Consider the following 26,056-nt stretch of genomic DNA (forward strand, 5'->3'; position numbering starts at 1 on the left):
TGGGCGGATATGAAGCTATCATTGGGTATATTGATGTTAATCCTAGGCACCTTTGGTGCCGTGGCGCAGGCGCAGGCCTCTGTGCCGACATCGGGAACGACTCTTCAATTAAATAATTTAAGAATCGCTAATAGAGCTCAATGTGCGGTGGATTCCGAGATGCCAACCGATACCGCTTTCATCGTAGTTGATGGGTATAATGCGGGAAAACTTTCGTACTCTTTGGCTAAGAACATCGGCGCCGATGGGGCGCAAATGAGTTCGCAAGGGATGCAGGATTTCCGCATTGCTGTCTCGGTACTGACAAAAAATATCGCGAATAAATTATTTACGGGTGCACTGCCGATGCTCCCGTTAAATTTGAAAACATCCAAGCTTCATCAATATAATGCCTTGGCTGCGAAATGTGACAAAAAAACTTACTGTCCAGAACTGAATACTTACCTTGCGAAAATCTGGGATAACTCCGAGGGCGCCGGAATTCCTTGGACGAAAATTGATAATTTCACCGGTTCCCAATTTCTGAAGTCTAAAAAGGCAGATCGTGTGGGCTGCTTTTACGTAAAAAAATTCTCGGGTCTTCAGGGAAATCTGCATACGACAGAATTGGACGTCGCATCCTTACAGGATATGGCCCAGTCCTATTTAAATCATGATAAGAATATCACGGCTTGCGAAGATCGTGATGTCTCTCTCGATTCCAGAAACTCCATGATTCAACTCAATTTAAAGTTGGACGGGGTGGGCGATTTCAATGCCTATGGTTTTGATTTCTGGAACAGTGTTAAAATCTATCTTTCCTTTGCGTGGAGATATTCAAACATTCCCTCGCAAGTCAGTCCCCATATGGGAGAGCTGTTTAAATCCGTGGCGCTCGAGGAATCCATCATGTTGGTTCCGAATGGCTGTAAAAGTATCGAAAAACCGGCTTGCGATTCAGAAACTCTATCTTTGAATTCTCTGCGAGAATTAGCGAAGCCAGGTCAGAATCCTGCGGATTCCTTTAAAGAAAATCCAGATGGACCAGAAAAAGGCACAGTTAATAATGGCGCGCGTTCGGTGAACGACGATTTCTTGGGGACTCGTGGCTATCAAGAGGCTTCTGATTGGGTGGAAAATTTCCGTAAGAACTATGTGGAAAACCGTGGCTCCATGAAGAATCGTCTGCAAAGTTCGATTCAATTTTTGAATGTCTTGTCTGGCGCGATGACCGCGGAGGAACTTAATGAATTCGTAAAACCAATGGCCTTTGCCGGCCATTATTCGAATACCCACCGTGACGAGCTTTACTACATGTGCACAGAGGCTCGCCTGGCCGGTGACAGACGCTTGGATTTCATGCGTTCAGGAATTGACCGTATAAAACAACTTAGCGTCATGCAAAAGGCTTTTGAAGGGTCTCCTAAATCTTTGGATCAAATGGAAGAATATTTCGATCGATCCGCTGCGGGTTTGGTCAGCTTTTGCGATACTTTAGAAAAGCAAAAAATTTGGAATGTTGATGGCTATGTTGTCAATCGCGAAGGCTTCAATCGCTGGGCAAAAGAAATCCTAAACATCCCGCGCAATAAGGAAGCGACAGGAGTCGAATTCCAACCGATGACTTTCGGGGCGCCCCTTTTGGTGTGGGATAAAAGTAAGCCTACAACGCCGTCTAATATCATTTGTTTGACGGGAATGGATTGTGCTCGCAAATTGACCAAGGCCATGGTGGACCTGTATGCAGTATCCAAGTATGCAGATGCATTTTTACCTGTTTCTTCAACAGTCTCTTCGCCAGATATTTTCAATCCCTATGCGGATCTGAAGGCCTGCAAGATTTACGATCCCTGGTTTCAAACACGTCGCGCGAACAAGCGCCTGTTTGCGGATTTAACAAGTACTGTGTTGTTTGGTTGGAATGCGCTGCCGATGTACATCGATGTGGATTTCACAGCTCCGAAGGTCACAAGCCTTAATGAGATGATTGAAAATGGCACAGTTAAGTTTGATCCGGCGATTCAAAAATCAAAAATGCAGTATGCGATGCTAGCTGATTTCGGTCCTCTGGTCGGCGCGCCCTGTGCGGTGTCGATTGCGCCAAACAGTGCTAAGGCTTTTAACTTTTATGCATTTAACGGCATCACGCTGAATTATTGCAAAGCCCGTTCTGATGGCACGGCAATAGGCGGTAACAACGGCTCTGTGGAAAATAAAACGCCAGATGCTCGATCATATTGCGGCGGTTGTTCCTTGAATTTCGTGGGTGTGACTTCTGGAGCCGCGATGATGACAGCAAATGCGCTGCCTATCAACCCCATCAAGCTTGGAATATATTTCTTTCGTTCCATCCAACGTTTTGTCCAAGCAAAAAAGGACAAAGTGAATATTCCGATTTCTGCTGACGTGAATTTACAGAAAGTGGCAGAGACTTATCAAAAGCACGGCGGATCTATTCCAGAACACTGCGTGGAGCAGCTGGGGGCGGGCGTGGGCTGCTATCAAAGTATTTGTGTGGCAAAGGCAGCAGACGCCTTTGAAAAATACACAGGTAAAAAGGTTCTCGACATCGAGACCGCAAGCACAACTTCGTCTTCGATTACCAAATCCGTCGTTATCAAATCTGCATTTTGCGATGGCGATGTTCAGATGAAATTCAACTGCTCAGACGATGGCAAAAGATTTTCGACCTTTGAACGTTTTGGTGGACTGTATGGTCGCACCAAAGCATGCCGTGATGCCATCGGGCAGAATTTCTGGGGGCGCTAGTGAAGAATATATTACTGGGACTTGTCTTATCTTTCAGTTCGCTCAACGCCGGGGCTTTTACGGTTGAATCCACCTACGACCAGATATTAACGGGGCAGTATGTGAAAACCACCAAGGTTTCTTGCCAGGAAACCACGGCAAACTATTGCACTCAGATTTGCAACAACCCTGTGCAATGTGTAAGGCGAGAACCGTACTGCAGAAACTGTGCGGGAACCTCCTCGCCATTGCTGCGCCAACTCTTCACCGAACTCTCCCGATTGTATGCGATTCAAGCCCCAATGCTGGAGTTAAGTCCTCTGATCCATTTCTTGGCCCATCAGAATTACGTACTGCTGGATTTGAACAGCGTATTTAATTACTACACGCCCGTGGGTGGAGAACTCTTTTTGAATGAGCTTCGAAGTTTTTGCGCAGATCAAGCAGATACTGCTCTTTTAGTGGTGAAGCTGGATGAGGTTCATCAACCGGCATCCCTGAACTATGTTTTGTGCAAAAACCCCATGGGCCAGACGGCAGCATTTGAAGTTGCACCCCGCACGCCAGGTATTCAACAGCAATTGAAAACAGAAATATTTTTTAACTTAAACTGAGGAATTCAGTTTATTAAAACTCCCTTAACCGGGAAAAGGAGAACAACATGAAGCGTTTTGTAAAAGGTTTGGCTGCGACAGCCGTTACCTTCATGGCGATCCAAGCGAACGCCGTGCAAGTTACTTATACATTCAGAGTGAACAGCTCTGGTCCAAGCATTTATCCGTGTAATGCGGGTCTATTAACAGAGAATCCATATCAAGGTGACAAAGCAATTTGCTACACTGCGGATACTCACGAAGTTTGTGATCCTGATTGCGTCGGAGTTGATTGCCAAGGTAAAGACAATGGTAAACCAGGCCCTGAGTTGCCAGGTCCGGGTAATCCACATCCGCACTCTGCTGCGATGGAACTATTTACGGGCGGTCATCACGGTCCTCCGGGCGGTGGCGGTCACCAACCTCCAAGAAAAAATGTTTGCGAATGTACGACAGAATACGGTCGTAAAAACGGCAACTACCTTCATGCGACTTACACTCCATGGGGTGAAAACAACGATCCACACAAAGATGTGATCTCTGGCCAAGGCAATCAATTTGCTAAGCTTTTCAATGACGAAGTAACGCCATATAAAAACGTATTGCAAACTTTGGCATTCAATCTTGGTAGCGAATTGTATACAGCGAAATACTTCGTTGATATCTGCTACCGTGGCTCACAAATTGACTACGGCACAATCAATACTGGCTGGAACATTCTTGCTGAAACGGCGGTAACAGACTTTGGTTTCGCACCACAAGGCCAAGGTTACAGCAAACTTTCAGATCTTGAGATGAAAGCCTATGTGATCTGTACAAATCAAAACAAGACTTGTGAACACGGCAATTGCAACGAATACGATACAGCTATCGATGGCGCGCAAGTGGCTCAATTCAACAACGCGTTCTTGGATTATTTGGGTCAAGGTAAATTCCATTACTCTGACAAATCTAACTGGCAACCAGCTAAAGGTTCTTTCACTCAGTTGATCGACAACAAAAATGAAGACCTTGGTAACCACGCAGCAGCTAAATTCTGTAAAGTTCGTTACGTGTATTCTGAAACGAATGGTTTGGATAAACACAAAGCAAAACACAGAAAATGGCAAAAACACGGCGCTAATATCTGCACTCACACGAAAATTGAGATGGCATCTATGGGCGAATGTTCTAACTGTGGCGGCGGCCACCACCACTAATTCGAGAGTTTAAGCATTTCCGCTAAAGGCGGAGTGCAGAGAAGAGGAGACTGCGATGTCTGAAATTAAACTGAAGAGATTCTGGTCTCTTCTTCTTGGGTTGTTCTTCACTCTATCGGGCGCGGCGGCGTCCGCAGCCTGCGTGGTGGACAATGATGATCGAATTCAACTTAATGTTTCCCCCGAGACTAAGTCTTGGGGGGACTACAATGGGAATAAACTTATCACGGCCTCTAAGGTTTATAAGTGTGAGCAAGATGCGGGACGCTATCTGATGCTGTCGATGGGCGCCACTCAGTGGAGCGCATCCACAGATGTCAAAGACACCTATTTATTTGATACCTATGAGCCCGAGACATGCTCTTTAAAAAACTCGAAGGCTTTTGCGTCTTATACACCGGAGCGCACTAAAGCCAACTTCAGTCGCCAGTACAAATTTATCAGAAGCTGTTTCGATCTTCGCGTGGTTGATATGGGCGGTGCCCAAATCATTGCTAAGGAAAACCAACAGTACTGCAAAGTGGAAAGAACCTCTGACGGCGCTGTCATTCTTCGCGGTGATATGTGTTTTCTAAAAATTCGTGCGCAAAGTAATTTTGCCGTGCAGCCGATTTTCAACAATAAATGTGCAGACCCTGATTACTTGCGTTCGATCGGCGTTCAAGCTCAGGACATTTATGCCAACCTGAATATCCTAACAACAGGGGATGATTCCGGTTACAGCGAGGACGTCGACAACATCGGCAGCCGCGCGTTGCATATTAATATCACTCCCAATTCTAAAGTCCTTAATCTGTCCGAAGATTTTGGCGCCAGTGTCCCAAGATTTCCAACCAGCTACAACATCAACGCTGATTGGGGGGACTTGAAAATCCATACGGATTTTGAAAATAAAACTGAAATTGATCTTTCGTTTTTTGTCTCTAATATGGCCTCAGAAAAATGTGTTGCAGGGGAATGCTCGAGCTCTTCAAATTTTACCCAACCTTTTGTGGGGCAGGTGGAGCTTTTTAAACTTTCAAGTGGCCGTCCTCCCAAGCTTGTGGAGGAGTGGTGGGATGGTGGACTGGTTCCTCCAAACTGGCAGGGCTTTGTCAAAGGGATTCAATACCGTGTACCTGATACCGTCGTCGATGCTGGAGGACGGTACCGAATGGTTGCAACCTTCCAAGATCCCACAGATGACTATGCGATTTATTTGAACGGTCTTCGTCAAATGTTGCTGCGCATGTATGATGTCGAAGGCGCTACAGTAGGGGTCGATACCTTGCCTGCGTTAGCGACTTTAAATACATTAGGTGTGATTCCGGGATTTAACGGAACCCGTGTGTTGAATCAGAATAACCAAAGTGTGGATTTGTCTCAGACATTAAAGGGGCTAGAGGAGATTATTTCCTCCACAGTCTGGCCGCCTTACTATAGTGCGATTTGCGATCACGACAAATGCACAAAAATTAAAAACAGAAAATTCCATCAACGTCTGGTTTTGGAGTTTGTTGTAGGACGCCCCGAAGTTGGTGAGGATGAAGTGAAAATTCAAGACATCCATATGCAAAAAATCTCTCCGATCTTTGACAACTATCCGATGCAGAAAGCTGACTTCGTGAGCTTGCAATGTGGGGGATAAATCCTATGAAGTGGATTTTTATAGCTTTCGTTCTGTTAATGGCTTTGGCTTCTCAGGCAGAAGTTGCCATACAAACGGCCGTAGATACGACAACCGCCGAGGAGTTATATCTATGCAACGCAGGCCTTCGTCACCCGACTTTACAAAACGAACAAGAGTGCTTGGACCTGTCTTCGGGAGAGGTTTGTTCCCCCCATGAGAATGACCCTAAAAAGCCCGCTTGCGTTTGCCGTGCTAAATCTAATTACGGTGATCAGATCATCGGCTGGAATCAGGATGGGGAGTACGCTAACATTATTGGAACAAACGATTGGATGAGCTTGTTCTCAACACCCAATTCGTTTGCCAATAAATTGTCACGTTTGGATATTTCGTTAGGCAGTGAAAACCTGGGGGCTGAGTACTCGGTTCGTTTTTGTTACTTGGGACCCCAGGAAGTTTTGAAAACGGAAGGCACGACCACCAAAGATCTGACAGAAGGAAAATACCAAGTTGAAGTTTCTTTGGCGGGTGCGAATTACAACAAAGCCTTGGATAAAGTCTATTTTTCTTATCAATGTGATTACCGTTACCGTGGGAACCAATCGGGTCCTCGCAGATCGAATGATCACGGACCTTCTAAAGGTATCGTCGAAAACGACGACAGCGCAAACTACACGATCTTTGGTGATTCCCCGGGGGCACGTCCAGGAACTGTTAATTTTCTTCGCAGAGCTTTATCCTTAAACTCAACCTCTTCGCAAGTTCCGCGGTTTTGTGTCTTTGAGTTCAAATTCAAAGAGCTGGCAGGTAAAAACCTGGGCAGAAATATTAATGCGACCCAGGCCAACTTCACGGGCAAGCTTCGCATATGCAAGCAAGGCACTTGTCCTTCTGGCCTTTAGTTTGCAACTTGTCCGAGTTTGAGCGTTTCCTATCTAATCCTTGACCGAATTATTGTTGGGAACAATGATTTGATCATGAAGATGACCGAAGAGATTTATCAAATGCTCGTGGCTTCCCCTGAAGAGGCCAATAAAATGGCGATGCTACACTTGCAGTCCGCCCATAGCCAAGAGGAAAAAGATTCCATCAATTGGGCCCGAGCCTTTGCTTTGGTCGAAATGAAGGAATATGCCGAGGCCCTTGAAATCTGGCAGGACATTTTCAATCGTACCCAGGATCATAAAGCTCTTCACCAGGTCGGCTATGTGCACCGAGCCTCTGGAAATTTGCCGATGGCAGTAAATATATTTAGCCAAGAATTCTCTCTGATTTCCCAAGATGATAAACAGTCCTTAGCTGTGAATCTTTACGAGCAATCATACAGCCATATTCTTTTAGGATACATGCGCAAAGCTCACGAGATGTTCACTCGCTATGAAGAACTGAACATGAGCGAATTTGATCTGATTGAAAGAGGCTGCTTTTTCCGTTTAAAAGGTGATCTTCATAAGACAACGGACGTTGTCGTTGCGAAAACAGCCTACGAGGAAAGCCTCAAGTTTTTTACTCAAGCCAATGACGAAACAGCCGCGCAGGAAGTTAAGCAAAGACTGGCTGTTTTAAGCTAAATCGTTAAAAGTCCCCGGTGCAACTCAAATTGCACCACTTTGGTGCAAAAACACTTGCCGTCTTCACTATTCCTTCGCTAAATCATCGTCATGAACGATTTTAGAACTTATCTTCAACATGAATTCGCGAAAAGGGTCGGTAAGAACCCTTCTTATTCCCTGAGAGCATTTGCGACTCAGTTGAAGATCAATCACGCGACTTTATCCAGCATCCTATCTGGTAAGCGCAGTTTGACGGACAAAACGGCGACGAAGCTTGCAGTGGCATTAAATCTGTCACCAAGCCAGATAAATGAAATGATTGGGAATGGCCCAACAGAAAGCAGTAAAGCTGAAAATGCCTATCACGTCCTTCAAGAAGATACTTTTGCATCCATGTCCGAGTGGTATTTCGATGCGATCCTAGAGCTAACATTGATTCCCAGATTTAAAATGGAGCCTTCGGTGATCGCGGCCTCTTTGGGGATTTCTACGGTTCAGGCTAAGATGGCTTTGGAAACTTTGGTGCGATTGAACCTGATTTCAAAAATGAAGAACGGCAGATATCGACTGATGCATCCCAACAGCGATAATTGCTTGGATGCCGAATATACCAGTGCTGCGAACAGAAAGTATCAGCTTTCTATTTTAAACAAATCTACTCAGGCATTGGAAAATATAGATCGTAGGCACCGAGATCATACGTCGATGACTCTTGCGGTCGATTCTAAGGATTTGCCGAAAGTGAAAGAGATCATCCAAAAGTTTCGCCGCGAAATAGACGCATTCACACATCGCAAAGAAGCTAAGTTGAATTCTGTATATCAACTCCAAGTTTCCTTTTTTCCTTTAAGCAAATTAGAAAAATAAAGAGGCACCGTGAAATACCCAGCGAAATATATATTTATTCTATTGTTAACATTGAATTTATCGGCCGCGATCGCTGCAGATGAATCTAAGATAGAGACTTTTCCACAGGGGCAAGATCGTGGCGGCTCGCCAGTTGAAAACCTCAAAGGAACTGTAAAAGGCGCTCCTTTGAACGTAAACCCAGACAAGCTTTTGCCGTTTTATTCACTGTTCAAAACCAAAGGGAAAACCAAATTTACCTGTGAAGCTTCCGTGGACATGGATATCAACGTCCAGTCGAAAAATGTAGGTAAGGCCGTTAAATTCGTTTTTGAGTGTAAAGATGATGCGAATTCGTGCACGATTCGAGCTAATTTTAAAGAATTGGATCCTAAAACAACGAGGCTGGCGAAAGGCTTAAAAAAGACGTTGGAGATGTCCATAAACGCTGGCGTTGACATGTACACCAGCGTGAATCGCGTGACACACTTCGAGAAAGCGACAAAAACAAAGGACGGCTGGGAAATTGATTATTCTGCGAAGGTAGGAAAGCTCGTCGTCAATTCTCAAATGACTGAAATGCTTTCCGTTAAGAAAGGCTGGATGACAAAACTTTCGATCATTGATGGATATCTATTTGTCACAAATCTTAAGGACATTCGAGATTCAGCTGTATTGGATGTTAGCACAGAGTACGCAAAAAATGGCGACACTTATTTCCCATCGCGTATCAAATCACAAGCGACCTTGGATAAAAACCATCTCGATTACGATATCATAATCGAGAAATGCAAAGCGGAATAACTTAGGAGAAAAAGATGAAAACAGCAGTCCTACTTTTTTTGTTACCCTTATCAAGTTTCGCTAGCGACAAATGTCCGCTGAATGCTGAAATTTCAGCCTATCAAAAGGAAACAAAGATTATGAGTGAACGAAACGTTCAGGCGTTCACCGAGAAATTCACGAAGCTTTGCGAAATCGCTGATAAAGCCTACACATGCAAAGTGGACAGACTGAAGGCCGACGAGATCGAAGCACTAAAGAAAACTTCTCTGGGAAGTTGTGATTTTAGAACTTGGCTCCCGGACCGTGGATGGTACGCAACGTTTCAATTTATTCAGAAATAATTCGAACTGCACCGCAGAACCGCTGGGTTTTGCGGTGAGTAAAATTTCTAGTATTTAACCGAGAATCCCACCAAGTAGTCGATATCGGTTTGCTTTACACCTTCTGGCAGGCCGCTGTCGTTCACTAAGTTAAAATCGATATCTAGACTCAATGATTTGGTCATACGCACGTCAAGTCCCGTCATTAAGCGCAGTCGGTAATTGGCGATATCATTGAATTTTGGCTGATAGTAAATGACTGTTGAGCTTGTGACAGTTTCGTTTAATCGCGCCACATGAGAGATATACAAGTTGCCACGCACACCTTCAGCGTCTTCATCTTGTCCTTCGAAGTCTTCGACTTCGTAAAAGGCACCCACTCCGGCATATAAGCGGTTTCCTTCTCCGTGATAAATTCTAAAGCGCAGATTCCCACCGGCATAGTTTTGAGAATTCAATTTTTTAAATTCGTCAAAGGCACTTTGCGCGAAAGCTTCGTAAGCTAAAGGCTCTTGATAATTCCAAGTATGACGAATGTGGCCACTCCCCAAATTAGTGTCTTTTACGTTAGCACTCGTTCCGTATTGGTAGCTCGCCGTGTACAGCCATTCGTTCACATCCAAACGGTAAACACCCATGGTGGATGCCTGGGACGTAAATTTATCGGTATTACCTTGTTGTCCAGCAACTTGAAGGGTGGTTTGGCCCAGGTAGCCTTTGCCATCTATCTGGCGCAAAGATTCGATGTTGATGAAGGCAAAGGCAGGGATGCTGACTAAAGAGAACAAAAGAGTGGAGAATAGTTTAAGCATAAAAGAATCCTTTCTTTCATTTTCAAACTAACTTGATTAGAAAAATTTGTCCCCATATGCCGCAGCATAAAAAAAATCCCGCCTTGTGAGCGGGATTTTCAAACTTAAAGTGTAATTTTTAGTTATTTTTTTTGTGCTTTGGCAGCCATGTCGATCATGATTTTATCGCAGGCTTCTAGATCAGCTTCAGTGATTTCGTAAACTTCTTTGCCCTCTAGGTATTTCAACAAAGCTTCCATCACATCTTTTGGAAGAAATGAAAGAACGTTTCCTGATTGGTACTCGCGCTCTTTTTCATCATAAAGTCCCAAGAACGTTTCGTCGCGGAACCAGCTTTGCTTATTGGCCTTTTGGATTGTCGCTAGTTCGTCGTCAGATGGATCACGTTGCAAGAACTCAAAGAAGAAACCAGATGGCTTCGCACCTGGCAAGTACCACTCACCAGAGAATACTTGGATTAAGTTTTCGTGATCGTCTTTCAAAATGGGCGTCACAAACTGAACCCCGCGCTCAACCATGTGTTTATGGAAAGCGATCAAATCTGGAGTGCGTAGAGCCACGTGCTGAAGATGTGCCGTGTTTTCATGACCGTCCAACATTTGACGAACATGCGATGGCTGGTCTTTTGGTTCAGACGGCTGAACCAATGCAAAGATCGTGTTCAATGGATCGCCTGCTTTCGGCTCCCATGTACCCACGCGAGTTGCATAAGTCATCGAAACATCTTTAGCGCCGTCATTACCTTTGCGCTTTTTTTCATACAAAAGGTCATCAGGAGTTGTTCCGAAAATATTGCGGAAAACCACGTAAGAAAGTTTGTAAAGATTTGGGTGGAACAGCATCGTCATGTGATCCACAGCAAAGTTCATAAATGCTGGTTTTTGCTTCATTAAAATCTCCTGAAATAGTGCCAAAAATGAAGCCCGATACTAAAAATCCTTATACCTGTGGTCAAGAGCTTTCGTCTCCACCGCCGCTGGAACGCTGTAGAAAGGCCTGATCCGGGGCAACGTGTTGTTTTTTAAGAGGTCTTTGCTTAATGCGAACTATTTCTTAATTGGTCGGAGTAGAATAGAAACAGACGACTTTTTGATCTGAATGCGGGGTCATTTATGAGATCTCTGAGTAGGGCTTCTAAGATGATATTTTTGGCGTTGGTTTTGGTGACAGGGGCAGCAGCGATGGATTTTGATCATTATAAAAAACCGAGCGACATGGATTTAAAGAAAAAACTTTCTGCGATTCAATTTGAAGTCACACAAAAAGATGGAACAGAAGTGCCCTTCCAGAATGAATACTGGGACAATCACGCCGAAGGCATTTATGTGGATGTTGTCTCCGGCGAACCATTATTCAGTTCCAAAGATAAATTTGATTCTAAAACGGGTTGGCCAAGTTTTACAAAACCGCTTCATCCCAAAGCGATTAAAACCAAAGAGGACAAAAATATTTTTTTGGGAAATCGCACCGAAGTTCGCAGTACTCACGCGAATTTTCATCTAGGTCATGTATTTGACGACGGACCTGCACCAACGGGCTTACGTTACTGCATGAACTCGGCGTCGTTGCGATTTATACCCGTAAGCCAACTTGAAAAAGAAGGCTACGGGGAATATCTAAAATTATTTAAGCAGTGATATTAGTGCGAGCGTTTGGTTTTTTTCTTAAGACCGTGCGATGCCAAGTATTCATCGGTCTTGGCTTCGACTTCCTCTAAGCCGCCCGGCGTGTTTTTAAAGGAAGACCCCAATTCGCCGCGGGGGCTGTCTTGGGAACTGCGATCAGGGATTCCACGCAACGAAGAATCTAAGGCCTCCGCAGCCATGTTCATTTGATCTAAAACATCGATTTCGCCGCGAATAAAATCCGGCGGCAGATCTTCCAATGTATCAAAGGATCGGTCGGTGTTTTTCATCGCACGTTTTAAATTCTTAACATCGACCTTCGAAGTTTCATCTTTATCGACTAAGATTTCGTTTTCATCGACATGGTTATTGGTCGCTTCACCTTGGTGAAGTCCGGTGAATGAGGGGTTCGCATTGGGAGTAGCCATAATGACCTCCGTCGGCTGGCACTCCGATCAAGTCGGAGACGTGTTTACGCCCTCATTATATACTGACTTCGACAAAGTCGAAGTTGTGATTAAACATCCCGAGCTAACTGAGAAATATCTAGGTTTGCTTCCCAATCCACGGTCAAACCGATTAGAGGGCGCTCTTGCATGACAGAACTGCCTTTAAGCACATCCGAGAAGTAAATTGATTCCTCCTGGATGATAGTGATCAGTTGGCTGTAATAAAGAGGCGCCAGCTCGTGTCCACAATCATGGCAGACGAATACTCCTTGGTCATGCTTGCTATGTACAGTTCCGCAGTGGTGGCAGCGACGAAAGTGTCTATTGTTTTCCATTTACGTACCTCATTAGTCAGTAGGTCTAGGATAAGGCGACTGGACTGGACCCACAAGGCGTCGTCTCAATAAAACCGTTAATCTTTTGAACAACTGTTCCATTCATGAGAATCCAAAGTGATTTCACGGAGTCTAGTTCAGGCCTGAGACACTACACTTATCAGAGTGAGACACCGACAAGAAACCTATGAAATCCGTGTCTTTATTTAAAACCCTGGTCTCCCGTTTTGGTGTGGAGCTCTGCCTGCTTGTGCTGGTAGTGGTGGGTTATTCCATGTTCCAAGAACATCATTCTTTGCAAAAAGCATTGCTGCCTACAGAGTCAGTCAATTCGTTGCAGAATATGTCGGGGATACTGGCGGATGTGGACCGAGCCAAGAAAGAATATATCCAAGACAGCACGCCGGAAAAACTTCAGGTTTTCAATAATCAAGTTAACAAAATTAATGATGAATTGACCAAGCTTTACAAATCCGTCAATGGCCGTCATGACTTGCAAATGCAAGTGTACCAACTGAATCAAAACCTGCATAAACAGTTCGAAACAGCAACGATGGAGATCAAGCAGAAGCACTCTGCGCGAAAGCCCTCCAATGTTGAAGACTTTAATCAAAAAAGCATCTTAGAGATGTTGCAGTCGCACCGCAAGGCACAGCAAGATTTCATCCAAGTCGGTGATTATAATTTCCTAAGAAGTGAACTGCTTTTCGCGATCATGGCGCTTTTTGGCGTGGTGATTTTATTAAGTCGTTATTGGCAGTACAATGACTTGCGAGAGCAACGCGAAATTGCCATGGGCTTACAAACTCGTTCGTTACTGTTAGATACTATCCTGGGCAGTATGAGCGAAGGTATGATCGTGGTGAACAACCGTGGCCACTTTATGCAATATAACGCCGCTGCGCAAAGAATCGTGGGCACCAAAGTGAAAGAGGTCGGTACCGAGACGGGTGCGAAAGAACTTGGTTTCCATGATGAAAATCAAAAGCTCTATGCCGCTAAAGATCTTCCCTTCCATCGAGCTCTGTATGGCGTTGAAGTGGATGATTTGGAAATCTTCGTTCAAAATGAGACTCATCCTGAAGGAATCTTTATTCTTTTAAGCAGTCGCTCCATCAAGGATATAGACGGTGGTATTTCTGGCGCGTTGGTTGTATTCCGCGATATCAGTCGACGTAAATTAGTTGAACTTGAGTGGGCCAAAGCCCGCGAAGCTGCTGTCGAAGCGTCCTTAAAGAAATCAGATTTCCTGGCAGCGATGAGCCACGAAATTCGCACTCCTATGAATGGTGTGATCGGAATGAGTACACTTTTAGCCGATACTAATTTGCAGCCTGAGCAGAAAGAATACGTTGGCACCATCAAACGTTCAGCAGAATCGTTGCTCATGTTGATCAATGATATCTTGGATTATTCAAAAATTGAGGCAGGCAAAATTGAATTGGATCCTCAGCCTTTTGATCTAGGCTTCTTAGTTCGTGACGTTGTTGAGATGTTCCGTCCTGCTGTGAATGAAAAGAATGTTGAGTTAGAATTCAGCATGTCGCAGAAATCCAATCTGTACTTTAAAGGTGATCAGGGCCGCATTCGTCAGATTCTGGTGAATCTGATGGGAAATGCCGTGAAATTTACCAGCGCTGGTACAGTAGGTCTGGAAGTCTCCATACTGGATTCTGCCTCAGGACCTTCATTCTTGAAATTCCAAATTCGTGATACGGGGATGGGACTTCGTGAAGATGAACGTAAAGCATTATTCCAAAAATACTTCCAAGCCTCCGGTGGTAAAAAGTTCGGAGGAACTGGATTGGGTCTTTCGATCTGTAAGCAATTGGTCGACATGATGCAAGGACAAATGGGTGTTGAAAGCACCTTTGGTATTGGTTCCACCTTCTGGTTTTCATTGCAGCTTCCGGTGTGCAGTGCTGAGGAGATCCCAAAATCGAATACTGAAAACAGTTTCACAGCTTTGTTCAGTGGACACGTGCTAGTCGCTGAAGATCAGGTCGTCAATCAGCGTGTGGCGCAAAGTTATTTGCAAAAAATGGGATTGGACGTGGATATCGCTCCGAACGGTCGTATTGCTGTGGAAATGGCTCGCAGTGGAAAATACGATTTGATCTTTATGGACTGTCAGATGCCGGTGATGAATGGCTTTGATGCAACGAAACGCATTCGAGAAGAAGAGCGAACCAGAAATTCCACACGTCGCACACCGATTGTGGCGCTGACCGCGGAAGGTACTATTGCTGATAAAGCTCCTTATATGGCCGCAGGCATGGACGATTATTTGTCTAAGCCCATTGAACTTCCCCGTTTAGTTGAAACTCTTCAGAAATATGTGAAAGTCGGGGAGGCGGCCGTGCTGGATTTAGCTGCTCTACAAAAGCTGGCGAAATACGCTTCGAAAGACAGCAATCTTGTTGCGGCCCTTGTGGAAGAGTTTGAAAAGTCCGCTCCCGATCTGATTGTGGCGATGAGAACACCAGATTTCAGTGAAGCAGCCCATGCTTTGAAGTCCACAGCTGCAACTCTTGGAGCAAAAAATTTGGCAGAACTTTGCCAAAAACTTGAAGACGAAGCAAATCCAGAGCACATTAACAAATGGGTTGTGCAGATCGAGAACGAATATGTTCGCAGTTTGCATGATCTAAAAAACTACATCAGCGAAAAAGGGGCTGCCTAAGGAAAGGTATTTATGGCCAATATACTTATCGTAGATGATCAAAAAAGTATTCTGATGACTCTTGAGGCGCTACTTAGCTCCGATGGACACGCCGTGGTTCAAGCAACCAATGCGATCGATGCGGTCCACCACCTGACTCAAGAAAAATTCGACCTTGTAATCACAGATGCTATCATGCCAGGCGGCAGTGATGGATACGCCCTGACTCGCACAATTCGAAAACAACCTCAATTGTTAAAACTTCCGGTGGTGTTGCTCACTGGAAAACGCGAAAAGAGTGATGTGGAAAAGGGCCTCGAAGCCGGCGTGAATGACTATATCATTAAACCGATTGATCCCGATATGCTTCTTGCTAAAGTCCGTACAATTCTAACAACGAATGGTGAGCAAGGAGCGACGTTCATCGAAGCTCCCGTTGCCATCAAGGCAGATTGGGAAATTAAAACGGAAATCGTATCGGTTTCTGAAATGGGTTTTACTCTTCACTCATCGGTCGCTATGCCACTTGGGAAAATTTTAAGAATTAAAAGTTCCATATTTGATGATATTGGAATTGATCCGGTCGCTCTTCGTATCGATTCCTGCGAAGATTTAAATCCCATCGAAAACGCCTATAAGATTCACGGGCATTTCGTTGGTATCGCAGAAAAAGAGCTGACGCCACTGCGCTTGTATATCCGTCAAAAACAAAGCAAGGCTAGCTAGTAAGACAAATTTTTTGGCTTTTTAATTAGTGCGGGGCTATCGACCTCATATGTTGTCGATAGCCCCGGCTTGTTCTTACCTAAAAGTTTTTAGAAAGACTTACTGGCAGAATGGAAGCGACTTAACCATTGATTTGATGGAAGTCAGCTTGTTGTATTTGCCACCCGGTTTAAGAACTGACCAGTACACGCCTGATTTGATCGCGATCGTGTTGTAGTTCTTGATCTGCTTAGCCATGATACCCACACCGCAGTGAAGATTGATGTAAGGATCCAAAATAGTTTTCTTTGAACTTGTTGAGCTTAGAGATTTATCTTTTGCCCAATCAAATTTACACCATTTGTTCCACTGAGTGTCTTGGTAAGACAACTGCAACAAGCCTTCGGAGTATACTGGCTTTTTAGTTACGTTGTCCGTACCCATTGTTGTTTCATGCATGCGAGAAAGCGGGTTGTAAGCACTTTCGTATCGAGCCATCGCCACAAACAATTGCGCCCAGACGTTCGCTTTTTGGTTTGTGTTCAAGCTTGAATACTTAGGACAGAATTGACCCATATCACTTGCACCTTTAAGAAGGCTGCTCCACTCGCCAGTGATCAAAGTTTGTAGGTACTTAGACCATGCTTTTCTCTCTGGATGAGCCGTTGTATCCCAAGAAAGTGGCGCCATCACATAGGAGCCATCACCTGGAGTTGGAGACGGTGAAGGAACTGGAGATGGTTCTGGTGATGGAGTCGGAGTCGGCGTTGGTTGCGTCGGCTCAGTCGGCTTTGGGAGACCCGTGCCACCTTTATCAAGTACCGCATAAATCAAAGATCCACCTTTAAGGGCATTGATCACTTGAGTACGGATGCTCATGTCAACAGCAGGACAACCCCATGAACGACCTTGAATCACAGACTTTTCTTGAACATATGAAGCACCATGAATCACGATAGCGCGAGCACGAGCGTTCGAGTTTGTTGAAGAAAGACCATCTAGGCGCAAAGACAAACCGTGGCTGCCGGAATATGTTTCAGCAGTGCGGTAGTATCCTAGCGAAGATTTGTTCGAACCTGAAGTGTTCGAAAAAGATGTCGCGTAGCCGTCGTGGTTCGGGTCTGAGTTTTTACCGTGAGCCACGTGGATAGGCCAAACGTCACCGGAATTCATATCGATGATATAAAAACGTGGCGTTTTCGAGCTTTGAGAGAAGTTGATAACTGAAATGTAGTTTTGGTTTTTGAACGATGATTTATTTTGTTCAAAATAGATCAAAGCCTTAACCAAGGATTCAGTCGGTACAATCTTCTTAGGGTCCAGATAGTTATACTTCAACAAGATGGTTTCACGATCATAATCAGAGATCGTTACCACATCAGATGCCATAGTTCTTAGCATGGGTTCTGCTGGTGTTTGTACAGTCTCCTCGAAACCTGGATCATCGGGAAGAGCTGGTTCAGTTTGGGCTTGAGCGTTTGCTGCAATACCCAGGGTTAATAAAGTGGCTGCGAAAAAAAGCGTGGCTCTAGAACGTACAGAAGAATTAGTTTGCTGCTTAACAAGCATCTAGTTTCCTCCTGTGCGGAATTACACAATCATGTGCGCTAACAAAGACTAGCCGAGAAAATTACGTCACGGAAAAATACATTACGGATGAAGAAAAAATAGGACCAACATCCACCACAGACGTGGAATCCGCTCACATAGCCCCGTTCGGAGGGCTTGTGTGTTTATGACTGTGGTCTGTATTTAGAGAGTTGAATGGTTCTAATCTGAGGAAATGAAGAATTTATTATTGCTATCGATTTTATTTATTTGCGGATGTGGGGCAGGCAATCCTGTTTTAGATGCGATGGTAGGAGGCATGTCCGTCACCAAGGTGGAAAGCTACTTCAACCTGGACGAGAAGCAGGAAAAGGAATTCGAAAAGAACGTCGAACATGATTTGAAACGCCTTAAGCAAGAACAGCTGCAGGAATTTTCCAAGTCACTCAGACAATTTGACGAGCGTATTCCCAAAGAAAAATCTGACTCAATCATTTTGTCAGAGGCTTTTGATTTGTTGGAGAAGGAATACACTCGTTCGTCAGGATATTTTAAAAATGCAGCCGTTAAGCTGACAAACACTTTACGTGATGAACAGTTTGACTACTTTGAGAATCGTGTAAAAAAAGAAATCGCAGAATCCCGGGCGCAATCAGTTCAATCTAAAAACTCAGAGCTTAAGGAAAGATATCGCAAACAAATTCTTTTTTGGGTCGGTAAGATGGATGTCCATCAGGAACAAGCTTTAGATCAGTTCATAAGAAAGGGGCAGTTCCCATGGAAAGAACGATTGGATAATCGTGAAAGCATTTTGAATTCCTTCATGGCTAAGCGCAGAGACTCGGCAAAGCTTCGTGCGATGGCTGCACAATTTATGACGGATTATGACTCCTTAAGAACGCCTGAGTATGCCCAAGCTATTCAAAATTACGAGACAAAATTTAAAGGCTTTCTAAATAAGTTTTGGAGCTCGTTAAGTTCCGAACAAAAGCAGCAAATGCAGATCAGTCTTAATAAACAAGCACTTGAAATAGATCGATTTGCTGCGATTTCCGTGACTGATAAATAGACCTAGTTCCAGGGCCAGGGTTGCATGTGTTCCTGTGATCTTTACAATGAAGATCGGAGGAAATTAATGAAACTACTTTTACTGGCAGCCCTGGTTGCTTTGACAGCTTGTTCGACGACACCGACGGCGCCGACTCCCTCTAAGACTCCGCCTATGGCTACGGAAATTGGAACCGAAAGTTCCCGCATTGATTACGTTGCCGTTCAACGTGCATTGAATCTTGAGCGTCCTGTTGAAACACTGGGTGTGGATGAAAAGAATTTCAACTCTTGTGAAATGGGTTATGGATATTCTCCCAACCAAGATTGCCGTACAATTTACATGACCGTGGTGAACGTGCGGTTGTTGTGTCGTGATTCCGAAGGAACAATTTCAACTGTTCTTACGGAAGCAGACGTGACGCCGATTGCTTCGCAAAATATTCGGTGGACACTTAAAAATGTTCAAGGGCAGTTCAGAACAGATGGTTTAGGATACGGCCAAATCGTGGCTGTGTCGCCTAGGTCCCAAAAAAGGGAACGCCTGAAGCTGGCCTTGGGTAACGAGTTTTTGTATATGCGGGCAAACGAAATAACGAAGGTCATCACCCCTCGTCCATGGTGTTCCATGTGACGCATCGTGCCGAAATGCATAAAAACGCACTTTTTGAACTATTTTTCGGTTTAGTGCTTCGATTTTCGCGAAATATGGTTTAGCTATTATGAGAATAACAGGTTCCCTTTGAGTTCGAGGCAATTAAGCCATCTCCTCAACGTGGGCTCCGAACGCCATTTTAGGAGGTATTAAAATGGGTAAAAAAATCTACGTAGGAAATCTTTCTTACCAACTAGACGAACAAACTCTTGCAGACGCTTTCGCTGAATTCGGTAACGTTGAATCAGCACGCATCGTAACTGACCGTGAAACAGGTCGCAGCAAAGGTTTCGCATTCGTAGAAATGTCTACTGATGATGAAGCTGCTACTGCAATCTCTAAATTGAACGGTGCAGAACTTGCTGGTCGCGCAATGAACGTTTCTGAAGCAAAACCAATGGCTCCTCGTGAGAACCGTGGTGGCGGCTTCGGCGGTGGTCGTGGCGGCGGTCGTGGTGGTTTCGGCGGTGGTAACCGCGGTCCTAGATAGTTTCTAGCACCCACCAGACTTAAACTAAGTCTTCAAACCCCTGGTCTCACGATCAGGGGTTTTTTTATGTCCAAAATCAAGAACCTCTCCCTTGAGTTCGAACACTCAAAGTTTCAACCTAAATAGGACAGTCAAATCTGTCGAATGAGGTGCTTATGATGGATATCGAACCGGAGATTCGCAAAGAAAATAAACGTATTCGTGAACAACGATTCGCAGAGGACGATGGTCCCGAAGAAACCGAAGGGATGACTGAGCGTCCCCACCGAACTCACGAGTTGGAGACAAGTCCACTCAAAGTTTTTTCAGGCGTCGTTGCGATTTGTCTGACGGGGGCCTTATTAGTCGGCGCCATTATCTGGATCTTCTTCGTATAAGATAAAGCAATTTGCGAATGCCGCGGAGTGGGCGTATGTATAGTTCTCTATGCAATCGTCCTCTGCGCTTTCTGACTTCAAAAAACTTATCTCTGCAAGATTTCTTTTTACCCTAGCCGTGCAAATGCAGGCGGTCGTTGTTGGGTGGAGAATTTACGAACTCACACAAGATCCTCTCTCATTAGGTTTGATGGGCCTGGCCGAAGCGATTCCTGCTTTGGGGTTGGCACTGTATGCAGGTTATGTCGTTGACCGATCTCGTCCTTTAAAAGTTTATCGCTGGGTTTTAGAAGGCAGTTTGATTTCTTCGGGAATTTTACTGGTGGCAGCTTATTACGGCGGTCGTTGGACAGATCACTGGCAAATTGTTGCCTTGTACCTTTCCTCCGTATTTGCAGGAGCTGCTCGCGCGTTTTCGCAGCCATCAATGTATGCCATTTTACCTAAGATGACGAAGCGTGAAGGCTTATCTAAGGCTTTGGCATGGATGAGTACCGCAATGCAAACGGCTCGAGTTACGGGGCCTGCATTGGGCGGTTTGATTTTTGGATTTATGGGGCTTGAAGTTTCGTATGCAGTGATATTTGTTTTGTTAGTGGGGGCCCTCGGTTCCACTTACGCGATTCGTATGAACATCGAAGCTCCAGCCAGCGTGGGTGAAGAACGCGAAATGGTTGAGGAGTTGAAGTCGGGCGTAAAGTTTGTTTTTGGCCATCCGATTTTGTTACCGGCATTGTCGCTGGATATGATTTCTGTTTTGTTTGGCGGAGTGACGGCCTTGCTACCTATTTATGCCAAAGAAATTTTAGCCGTCGGCCCGCGAGGTCTTGGAATCTTGCGGGCAGCCCCAGCGATTGGTGCAACCGTTATGGGCTTTATTCTGACTCGAATTGAAATTCGTAAGAATGCAGGAAAATATTTGCTATCGGCTGTTTTTGGTTTTGGTTTAAGTATTTTGGTATTTGCTCTTAGCAAAGATTTCTATTTGTCAGTCCTAGCACTGGGGCTTAGTGGAATTTTTGACAGTGTGAGTGTGGTAGTTCGAAGCACTGCTGTTCAGTTGGCATCACCCGATCATATGCGCGGTCGTATATCCTCTGTGAACTCCATGTTCATTGGTTCGTCGAATGAGGTCGGCGAGTTCGAGTCCGGGGTTGCAGCAAAATTCCTTGGTACGGTCCCCGCAGCGTGCTTCGGCGCGGTGATGTGCTTGCTGACTGTAAGTATTATCGCGTGGAAGTCGCCGACACTGCGTAATATGGACATGGACAAAGTGACGCCGTAAAACGCATCCTTTGTCATGTGACGGCAACATAGGGTTGCACTTTTCACATTCATATTTTCATCTGTGACAATTCGGTTCATACTCCCTTCGACCAATCACCCTTAGTGGGAGTGAGGATTTCAAGTATGGACGATTTACTTGCCGCACGCTCGACGATGGCTTTTTCGTTGGGATTTCATATTATTTTTGCCGCTATCGGAATGGTGATGCCATTCATGATGGCTATGGCTCATTTTCTGTACTTAAAGAAAAATCGACAAGAGGATCTTGAGCTGACTAAACTGTGGATGAAAGGCGTTGCCATTTTATTCGCTGTGGGTGCGGTTTCTGGGACTGTATTGTCGTTTGAGTTAGGATTGTTGTGGCCTGGCTTTATGAAGCATGCAGGGCCCATAATAGGGATGCCCTTTTCTTGGGAAGGAACGGCTTTCTTTCTGGAAGCGATTGCCATCGGATTATTTCTGTATGGTTGGAATCGTATGAACAAGTGGGTTCACTGGTTTGCGGGATTTGTCGTGGGTCTTTCCGGATTTGCTTCGGGGATCTTTGTCGTGGCCGCCAACAGTTGGATGAATACACCTGCCGGTTTTGATTGGGTGAATGGACAAGCGGTAAATATCGATCCCGTAGCGGCTATGTTTAATAAAGCCTGGTTGCATCAGACGATGCATATGCAGGTTGCTGCAATTCAAGCCGTGGGTTTTGCCGTTGCGGGCTTACATGCGTTGTTGTTACTAAAAGGATCGCATTCGGCTTTGCATGCACGCGCTTTGAAAATCGCAATGGTTTTTGCAACCGTGGCTTCGCTTATTCAACCTATGGTGGGACATTTCGCAGCACAAAAAGTGGCAGAATACCAACCGGTCAAGTTAGCAGCGATGGAAGCGCACTTTAAAACAGAAGCTCGTGCTCCCATTATCTTGGGTGGAATTCCCGATGTCGAAACTGGTGAAGTTCACGGTGCGATTAAAATTCCTGGAGTTCTTAGTTTCTTAGCATTTAATGATTTCAATGCGACAGTAAAGGGACTGCATGACTTCCCCCGGGAAGAGTGGCCTCCCGTTTTAATTGTGCATATTGCATTTCAAATCATGGTGGGCTTAGGCTCTTTGATGATAGTCTTGGGCTTGGTTTATATCTTCCTGGCGCGTCGTGGCGGTTTGCCAAAATGGTTTTTAAAAGTGTTGGTGGTATCAACACCCCTAGGATTTATCGCCATCGAAGCTGGTTGGGTGGTGACCGAAGTGGGACGTCAGCCGTGGATCGTGTACGGGATCATGAAAACCAAAGATGCCGTGACTCCCATGCCGGGAGTGCAGTTTCATTTCTATTTGTTCGTTGCTCTGTATCTGTTTCTTTCTTTTGTCACGGCGTGGTTGTTCCGTCGCCAGGTGCAGGTGGCTGAAAATAACATGCACAAGGGAGCGGTGAAATGATCGAGATACTTTTGTTTTTCATTGCAGCTTCGGTGCTCTTGTACGTCGTCTTAGGTGGCGCGGATTATGGTGCAGGTATTTTAGAGTTGGTACCTATTCCTTATCTGCAGAACAAGCAGCGCCATGTGGTCAATGAAGCGATGGGACCTGTGTGGGAAGCAAATCACATGTGGCTGATTTTGGTCGTCGTGATTTTGTTCGTTGGCTTTCCGGGAATTTTCAACATCGTGATGATACACTTGCACATTCCGGTGGTCGCGCTTTTGGTAGGGATTGTCGCACGAGGAACTGCTTTTACATTTCGCCATTATGATGCGATTCACGAGCCAAAGTCCCAGAATGTGTACTCGTTGATATTTAGTCTTTCAAGTTTGTGGACGACATTTTGGTTAGGAGTTCTGGCCGGTAGTTTATTTCAGGGGCGTATCGATCCCACAGCTAAAGATTTTGTTAATGCTTACGTGGCGCCTTGGACAGGATTTGTTCCATTCACGATGGGCATCTTTACCATCTGCATTTGCACGTTTTTGGCTTCGGTTTATTTAGTGGGTGAAACTCAAGACTCTGAACTTAAAAAATATTTTTGGAGACGTGGATTCGCATACAATATTGCAGTCATTATCACGGGGGGATTGGTTTTTCTTGCGGCCTATTTGGAAGACAGCGCATTTTTGAAAGAATTTTTAAATCATCCTTTGTCGATAGCTTGTGTCGTGGCCGCGACTTTGTTGTTCTTTTTATTGTGGCAATTGTTAAAAAGAAATCAGCCATTGCTGGTAAGACTTACAGCAGCGGCGCAAGTGTCACTTATCATTTTGGGGTGGTATTTCGCGATGGCTCCTGCGGCCTTAAGTACTCCTCAGGGACCTGTGTCATTTTACGATGCTGCAGCTCCAGCGGCAGCCCTCAGACAGCTGACCTACGCTCTGTGCGTGGGCAGCGTTCTGATTTTTCCAAGCCTGTTTTATTTGCTGAAAGTTTTTAAGCTCTCAAGCAAAAGTTTGCAGAGCGACTCCGCAAAGAACGATGGCAAATAAGAACACGAGCTTCATGGATGCCTCCTTCTAACTGCCCCCAGACTACGCTGTTGGTTTTTGCAGGCAAATAGGTTTATGATGTTTGATAGCATGACATCATATCGCGCAACATACATGAGAGGTGGCACAAGCCGTGCCTTGATTTTCCACGAAAAAGATCTACCTGCAGATCGAAAATCCTGGGATGCGCTTTTTTTACGCGCTTTGGGAAGCCCAGATCATTATGGACGACAGCTTGATGGGATGGGTGGGGGAATTTCTTCCTTAAGCAAAGTAGCTATTGTGCGCCCGTCCACGCATCCTCACGCGGATATCGATTACACATTTGCACAAGTCTCTGTGACCGAATCCAAAGTTGATTACAAAGGGAATTGCGGAAATATCAGTTCGGCAATTGGGCCTTATGCTGTTTTGCAAAGATTGTGTTCGGTCAAAGGTGAGGAGGCTTGTATTCGCATCTTTAACACCAACACGCAAAAAATTATTCACTCGCACTTTCCGGTGAAAAATGGAATGCCGGAATTTGCCGGCAAATTTGAAATACCTGGAGTCTCTGGGACGGGAGCACCTATTCGTTTGGAATTTCAGGAACCCGGCGGAGCTTCCACTGGAAAGCTTTTACCAACGGGCAAAGTTTGCGAAACTTTGACTGTGGAGGGCGTCGGTTCTATTGAGGTCTCTATGGTGGATGCGGCAAATGCTTGTGTGTTCATTCGTGCACGTGACGTGGGCATGACCGGTAAAGAAATGCCGATAGAGCTAGAAACAGCCAAAGATCTGTTGATAAAATTGGATCTGATTCGACGGCACGCTTCAGTTGCTATGGGAATAGCCAAGGATTTAGAAGATGCGAAAAACTATATTGCCATTCCCTACATCGGTATTGTCAGTGATTCCCCGGGGAGCGCTATGGATTTTGAAATGCGCGTGATTGCAAGTGGTCAGCCCCATAAAGCTTTGCCGTTGACGGTTTCATTGTGCTCGTCGGTAACAGCAAAACTTCCCGGCAGTATTATTCACGAGGCCGTTCAAGGTAAAAAACTTTCGGAAGTACGCATTGGAATGCCTTCAGGAATCTTAACTTTGGATGCTCAGGTGGAAAATAAAAACGGCCACTGGATTGCTCACAGTGGCAGTTTTTATAGAACCGCTAGGCCCCTTTTTGTCGGGGACGTCTTTACTTAGTTTTCTTTACAGGAAGTGCTTCGGCAGCGGCTAGGATGGCAGCTGCCACTTCCGCTGGTTTGGATATCATCGGTACGTGACTAGTTGGTAAACTGATCGTCGTTGCATTCATTCGTTTCGCAAAATCCCGTTGAGCATCGGGCTGAATCATAAAATCATTTTCTGCGACAATATAAGTTGTCGGCTTTGCCTTCCACGCGGCCGTCGTAAGTTTTGAAGTAAAGATCCCCGCAAACGTCGGACCTTGAGTCGCAAACATAATACTTTTTTGCTCCTCGCTGACGTCTTGGGCAAAGAATTCTTTCATGCCTTTTTCAGTCAAGATCGCAAAACCAAACTGATCCACAGATAGTTCACCAAAACCCGGCGGCACAGGATAATTTGATACGGCGTCTTGTACGGATTGATTTTCTTCAGGTGCAAAGGCCGCCACATATACTAAACCACCTACGTTGGGATGAGTTCCTACTTCAGTGATAACGGCACCACCATAGGAATGACCGACTAATAAAACCTGTTCCGTTTGATTTGTTAGAGTCCGAGTTGTCGAAGCCACATCATCGGCCATGGCGGTCAGGGGATTTTGCACGGCAATGACTTTGTGACCTGCAGCTTGTAGGGTAGGAATGATTTTTTCCCAAGTGGAACCATCGGCGAAAGCCCCGTGGACCAGAACGATGGTTTTTGCTGAAGCAGAGAAAGCACATATCATGATCGCAAGGGTTGTCACCCACTTGAACAGTTTCATCTTAGTCTCCTAAAGTTTTGACGGAGG

The 26,056-nt window shown here is 45.1% G+C and carries 26 protein-coding genes; 20 read left to right on the forward strand and 6 right to left on the reverse strand.

All coding sequences use genetic code 11. The features are described from left to right. The first annotated feature begins 9 nt into the window (after positions 1–9). The 9 genes from B9G69_RS09715 to B9G69_RS09755 all read left to right on the forward strand — a co-directional run bounded on the left by B9G69_RS09715 (position 10) and on the right by B9G69_RS09755 (position 9,654). A complete protein-coding gene (locus B9G69_RS09715) occupies positions 10–2,748 on the forward strand; it encodes a hypothetical protein (RefSeq protein WP_088615203.1) in 2,739 nt (912 codons plus the stop codon). Continuing rightward, the gene (locus B9G69_RS09720; RefSeq protein ID WP_088615202.1) at positions 2,748–3,341 is read left to right on the forward strand and encodes a hypothetical protein; all 594 of its coding nucleotides are present in this window, start codon (positions 2,748–2,750) and stop codon (positions 3,339–3,341) included. The genes B9G69_RS09715 and B9G69_RS09720 overlap by 1 nt, the downstream gene beginning before the upstream one ends. 47 nt (positions 3,342–3,388) lie before the next feature. Next, on the forward strand, positions 3,389–4,519 hold the full coding sequence (locus tag B9G69_RS09725; protein ID WP_088615201.1) for a hypothetical protein: 1,131 nt from the start codon (positions 3,389–3,391) through the stop codon (positions 4,517–4,519). Positions 4,520–4,574: 55 nt separating this feature from the next. Next, positions 4,575–6,146, forward strand: a complete 1,572-nt coding sequence (locus tag B9G69_RS09730) for a hypothetical protein (RefSeq protein ID WP_088615200.1) — start codon at positions 4,575–4,577, stop codon at positions 6,144–6,146. Positions 6,147–6,151: 5 nt separating this feature from the next. Next, positions 6,152–7,030, forward strand: coding sequence for a hypothetical protein (locus B9G69_RS09735; RefSeq protein ID WP_088615199.1), 879 nt, complete (start codon positions 6,152–6,154; stop codon positions 7,028–7,030). A gap of 75 nt (positions 7,031–7,105) precedes the next feature. Further along, positions 7,106–7,699 carry a hypothetical protein gene (locus tag B9G69_RS09740; RefSeq protein ID WP_141096909.1) on the forward strand — a complete coding sequence of 198 codons (594 nt, stop codon included), beginning with the start codon at positions 7,106–7,108 and terminating at the stop codon, positions 7,697–7,699. A gap of 90 nt (positions 7,700–7,789) precedes the next feature. Next, positions 7,790–8,548 carry a TIGR02147 family protein gene (locus tag B9G69_RS09745; RefSeq protein WP_088615197.1) on the forward strand — a complete coding sequence of 253 codons (759 nt, stop codon included), beginning with the start codon at positions 7,790–7,792 and terminating at the stop codon, positions 8,546–8,548. Between the two features lie 9 nt (positions 8,549–8,557). Continuing rightward, positions 8,558–9,331, forward strand: coding sequence for a hypothetical protein (locus B9G69_RS09750; protein ID WP_088615196.1), 774 nt, complete (start codon positions 8,558–8,560; stop codon positions 9,329–9,331). Between the two features lie 14 nt (positions 9,332–9,345). Next, positions 9,346–9,654, forward strand: coding sequence for a hypothetical protein (locus B9G69_RS09755; RefSeq protein WP_088615195.1), 309 nt, complete (start codon positions 9,346–9,348; stop codon positions 9,652–9,654). A 47-nt stretch (positions 9,655–9,701) separates the two neighbouring features. Here the strand turns inward: B9G69_RS09755 and B9G69_RS09760 are convergent, their stop codons facing one another. Continuing rightward, positions 9,702–10,445, reverse strand: coding sequence for a DUF481 domain-containing protein (locus tag B9G69_RS09760; RefSeq protein WP_088615194.1), 744 nt, complete (start codon positions 10,443–10,445; stop codon positions 9,702–9,704). Between the two features lie 122 nt (positions 10,446–10,567). After that, positions 10,568–11,335 carry a hypothetical protein gene (locus B9G69_RS09765; RefSeq protein ID WP_088615193.1) on the reverse strand — a complete coding sequence of 256 codons (768 nt, stop codon included), beginning with the start codon at positions 11,333–11,335 and terminating at the stop codon, positions 10,568–10,570. Between the two features lie 291 nt (positions 11,336–11,626). Between B9G69_RS09765 and msrB the strand changes: the two genes are divergently transcribed. Next, positions 11,627–12,082, forward strand: coding sequence for a peptide-methionine (R)-S-oxide reductase MsrB (gene msrB / locus B9G69_RS09770; RefSeq protein WP_217897746.1), 456 nt, complete (start codon positions 11,627–11,629; stop codon positions 12,080–12,082). Positions 12,083–12,084: 2 nt separating this feature from the next. Here the strand turns inward: msrB and B9G69_RS09775 are convergent, their stop codons facing one another. Continuing rightward, a complete protein-coding gene (locus B9G69_RS09775; protein ID WP_088615191.1) occupies positions 12,085–12,498 on the reverse strand; it encodes a hypothetical protein in 414 nt (137 codons plus the stop codon). An 89-nt stretch (positions 12,499–12,587) separates the two neighbouring features. After that, a complete protein-coding gene (locus B9G69_RS09780; protein WP_141096908.1) occupies positions 12,588–12,854 on the reverse strand; it encodes a hypothetical protein in 267 nt (88 codons plus the stop codon). A gap of 187 nt (positions 12,855–13,041) precedes the next feature. Between B9G69_RS09780 and B9G69_RS09785 the strand changes: the two genes are divergently transcribed. Together B9G69_RS09785 and B9G69_RS09790 are read left to right on the forward strand one after the other, a co-directional pair. Further along, positions 13,042–15,537 carry a PAS domain-containing hybrid sensor histidine kinase/response regulator gene (locus tag B9G69_RS09785; RefSeq protein WP_088615190.1) on the forward strand — a complete coding sequence of 832 codons (2,496 nt, stop codon included), beginning with the start codon at positions 13,042–13,044 and terminating at the stop codon, positions 15,535–15,537. Positions 15,538–15,549: 12 nt separating this feature from the next. Further along, positions 15,550–16,242 carry a response regulator gene (locus B9G69_RS09790; RefSeq protein ID WP_088615189.1) on the forward strand — a complete coding sequence of 231 codons (693 nt, stop codon included), beginning with the start codon at positions 15,550–15,552 and terminating at the stop codon, positions 16,240–16,242. Between the two features lie 99 nt (positions 16,243–16,341). Here the strand turns inward: B9G69_RS09790 and B9G69_RS09795 are convergent, their stop codons facing one another. After that, positions 16,342–17,790 carry a murein L,D-transpeptidase catalytic domain family protein gene (locus tag B9G69_RS09795; protein WP_254916842.1) on the reverse strand — a complete coding sequence of 483 codons (1,449 nt, stop codon included), beginning with the start codon at positions 17,788–17,790 and terminating at the stop codon, positions 16,342–16,344. 214 nt (positions 17,791–18,004) lie between these two features. Between B9G69_RS09795 and B9G69_RS09800 the strand changes: the two genes are divergently transcribed. From B9G69_RS09800 to B9G69_RS09835, 8 genes are all read left to right on the forward strand, one after another. After that, a complete protein-coding gene (locus B9G69_RS09800; RefSeq protein WP_141096907.1) occupies positions 18,005–18,838 on the forward strand; it encodes a DUF6279 family lipoprotein in 834 nt (277 codons plus the stop codon). A gap of 66 nt (positions 18,839–18,904) precedes the next feature. Then, positions 18,905–19,450 carry a hypothetical protein gene (locus B9G69_RS09805; RefSeq protein WP_088615187.1) on the forward strand — a complete coding sequence of 182 codons (546 nt, stop codon included), beginning with the start codon at positions 18,905–18,907 and terminating at the stop codon, positions 19,448–19,450. Between the two features lie 175 nt (positions 19,451–19,625). After that, complete coding sequence (locus B9G69_RS09810) at positions 19,626–19,961, forward strand: RNA recognition motif domain-containing protein (protein WP_265437711.1); 336 nt, start codon at positions 19,626–19,628, stop codon at positions 19,959–19,961. A 155-nt stretch (positions 19,962–20,116) separates the two neighbouring features. Continuing rightward, positions 20,117–20,338 (forward strand): hypothetical protein, encoded by a 222-nt coding sequence (locus B9G69_RS09815; protein WP_088617449.1) that lies wholly within the window; start codon positions 20,117–20,119, stop codon positions 20,336–20,338. A 49-nt stretch (positions 20,339–20,387) separates the two neighbouring features. Further along, complete coding sequence (locus B9G69_RS09820) at positions 20,388–21,623, forward strand: MFS transporter (protein ID WP_265437712.1); 1,236 nt, start codon at positions 20,388–20,390, stop codon at positions 21,621–21,623. 125 nt (positions 21,624–21,748) lie between these two features. Then, positions 21,749–23,059, forward strand: coding sequence for a cytochrome ubiquinol oxidase subunit I (locus B9G69_RS09825; RefSeq protein ID WP_088617447.1), 1,311 nt, complete (start codon positions 21,749–21,751; stop codon positions 23,057–23,059). Next, positions 23,056–24,096: a cytochrome d ubiquinol oxidase subunit II gene (locus B9G69_RS09830; RefSeq protein ID WP_088617446.1), complete on the forward strand. Its 1,041-nt coding sequence runs from the start codon at positions 23,056–23,058 to the stop codon at positions 24,094–24,096. Before B9G69_RS09825 ends, B9G69_RS09830 begins: the two co-directional genes overlap by 4 nt. A 90-nt stretch (positions 24,097–24,186) precedes the next feature. Next, positions 24,187–25,281 (forward strand): 2-methylaconitate cis-trans isomerase PrpF family protein, encoded by a 1,095-nt coding sequence (locus B9G69_RS09835; RefSeq protein WP_088617450.1) that lies wholly within the window; start codon positions 24,187–24,189, stop codon positions 25,279–25,281. On the opposite strand, the gene B9G69_RS09840 is transcribed toward B9G69_RS09835, so the two are convergent. Continuing rightward, positions 25,274–26,029, reverse strand: coding sequence for an alpha/beta fold hydrolase (locus tag B9G69_RS09840; RefSeq protein ID WP_088617445.1), 756 nt, complete (start codon positions 26,027–26,029; stop codon positions 25,274–25,276). The two genes, B9G69_RS09835 and B9G69_RS09840, sit on opposite strands and share 8 nt — an antisense overlap. Positions 26,030–26,056 lie beyond the last annotated feature (27 nt).

It is taken from the genome of Bdellovibrio sp. SKB1291214 (assembly GCF_002209355.2).
In the GTDB taxonomy this organism is placed as follows: Bacteria; Bdellovibrionota; Bdellovibrionia; order Bdellovibrionales; family Bdellovibrionaceae; genus Bdellovibrio.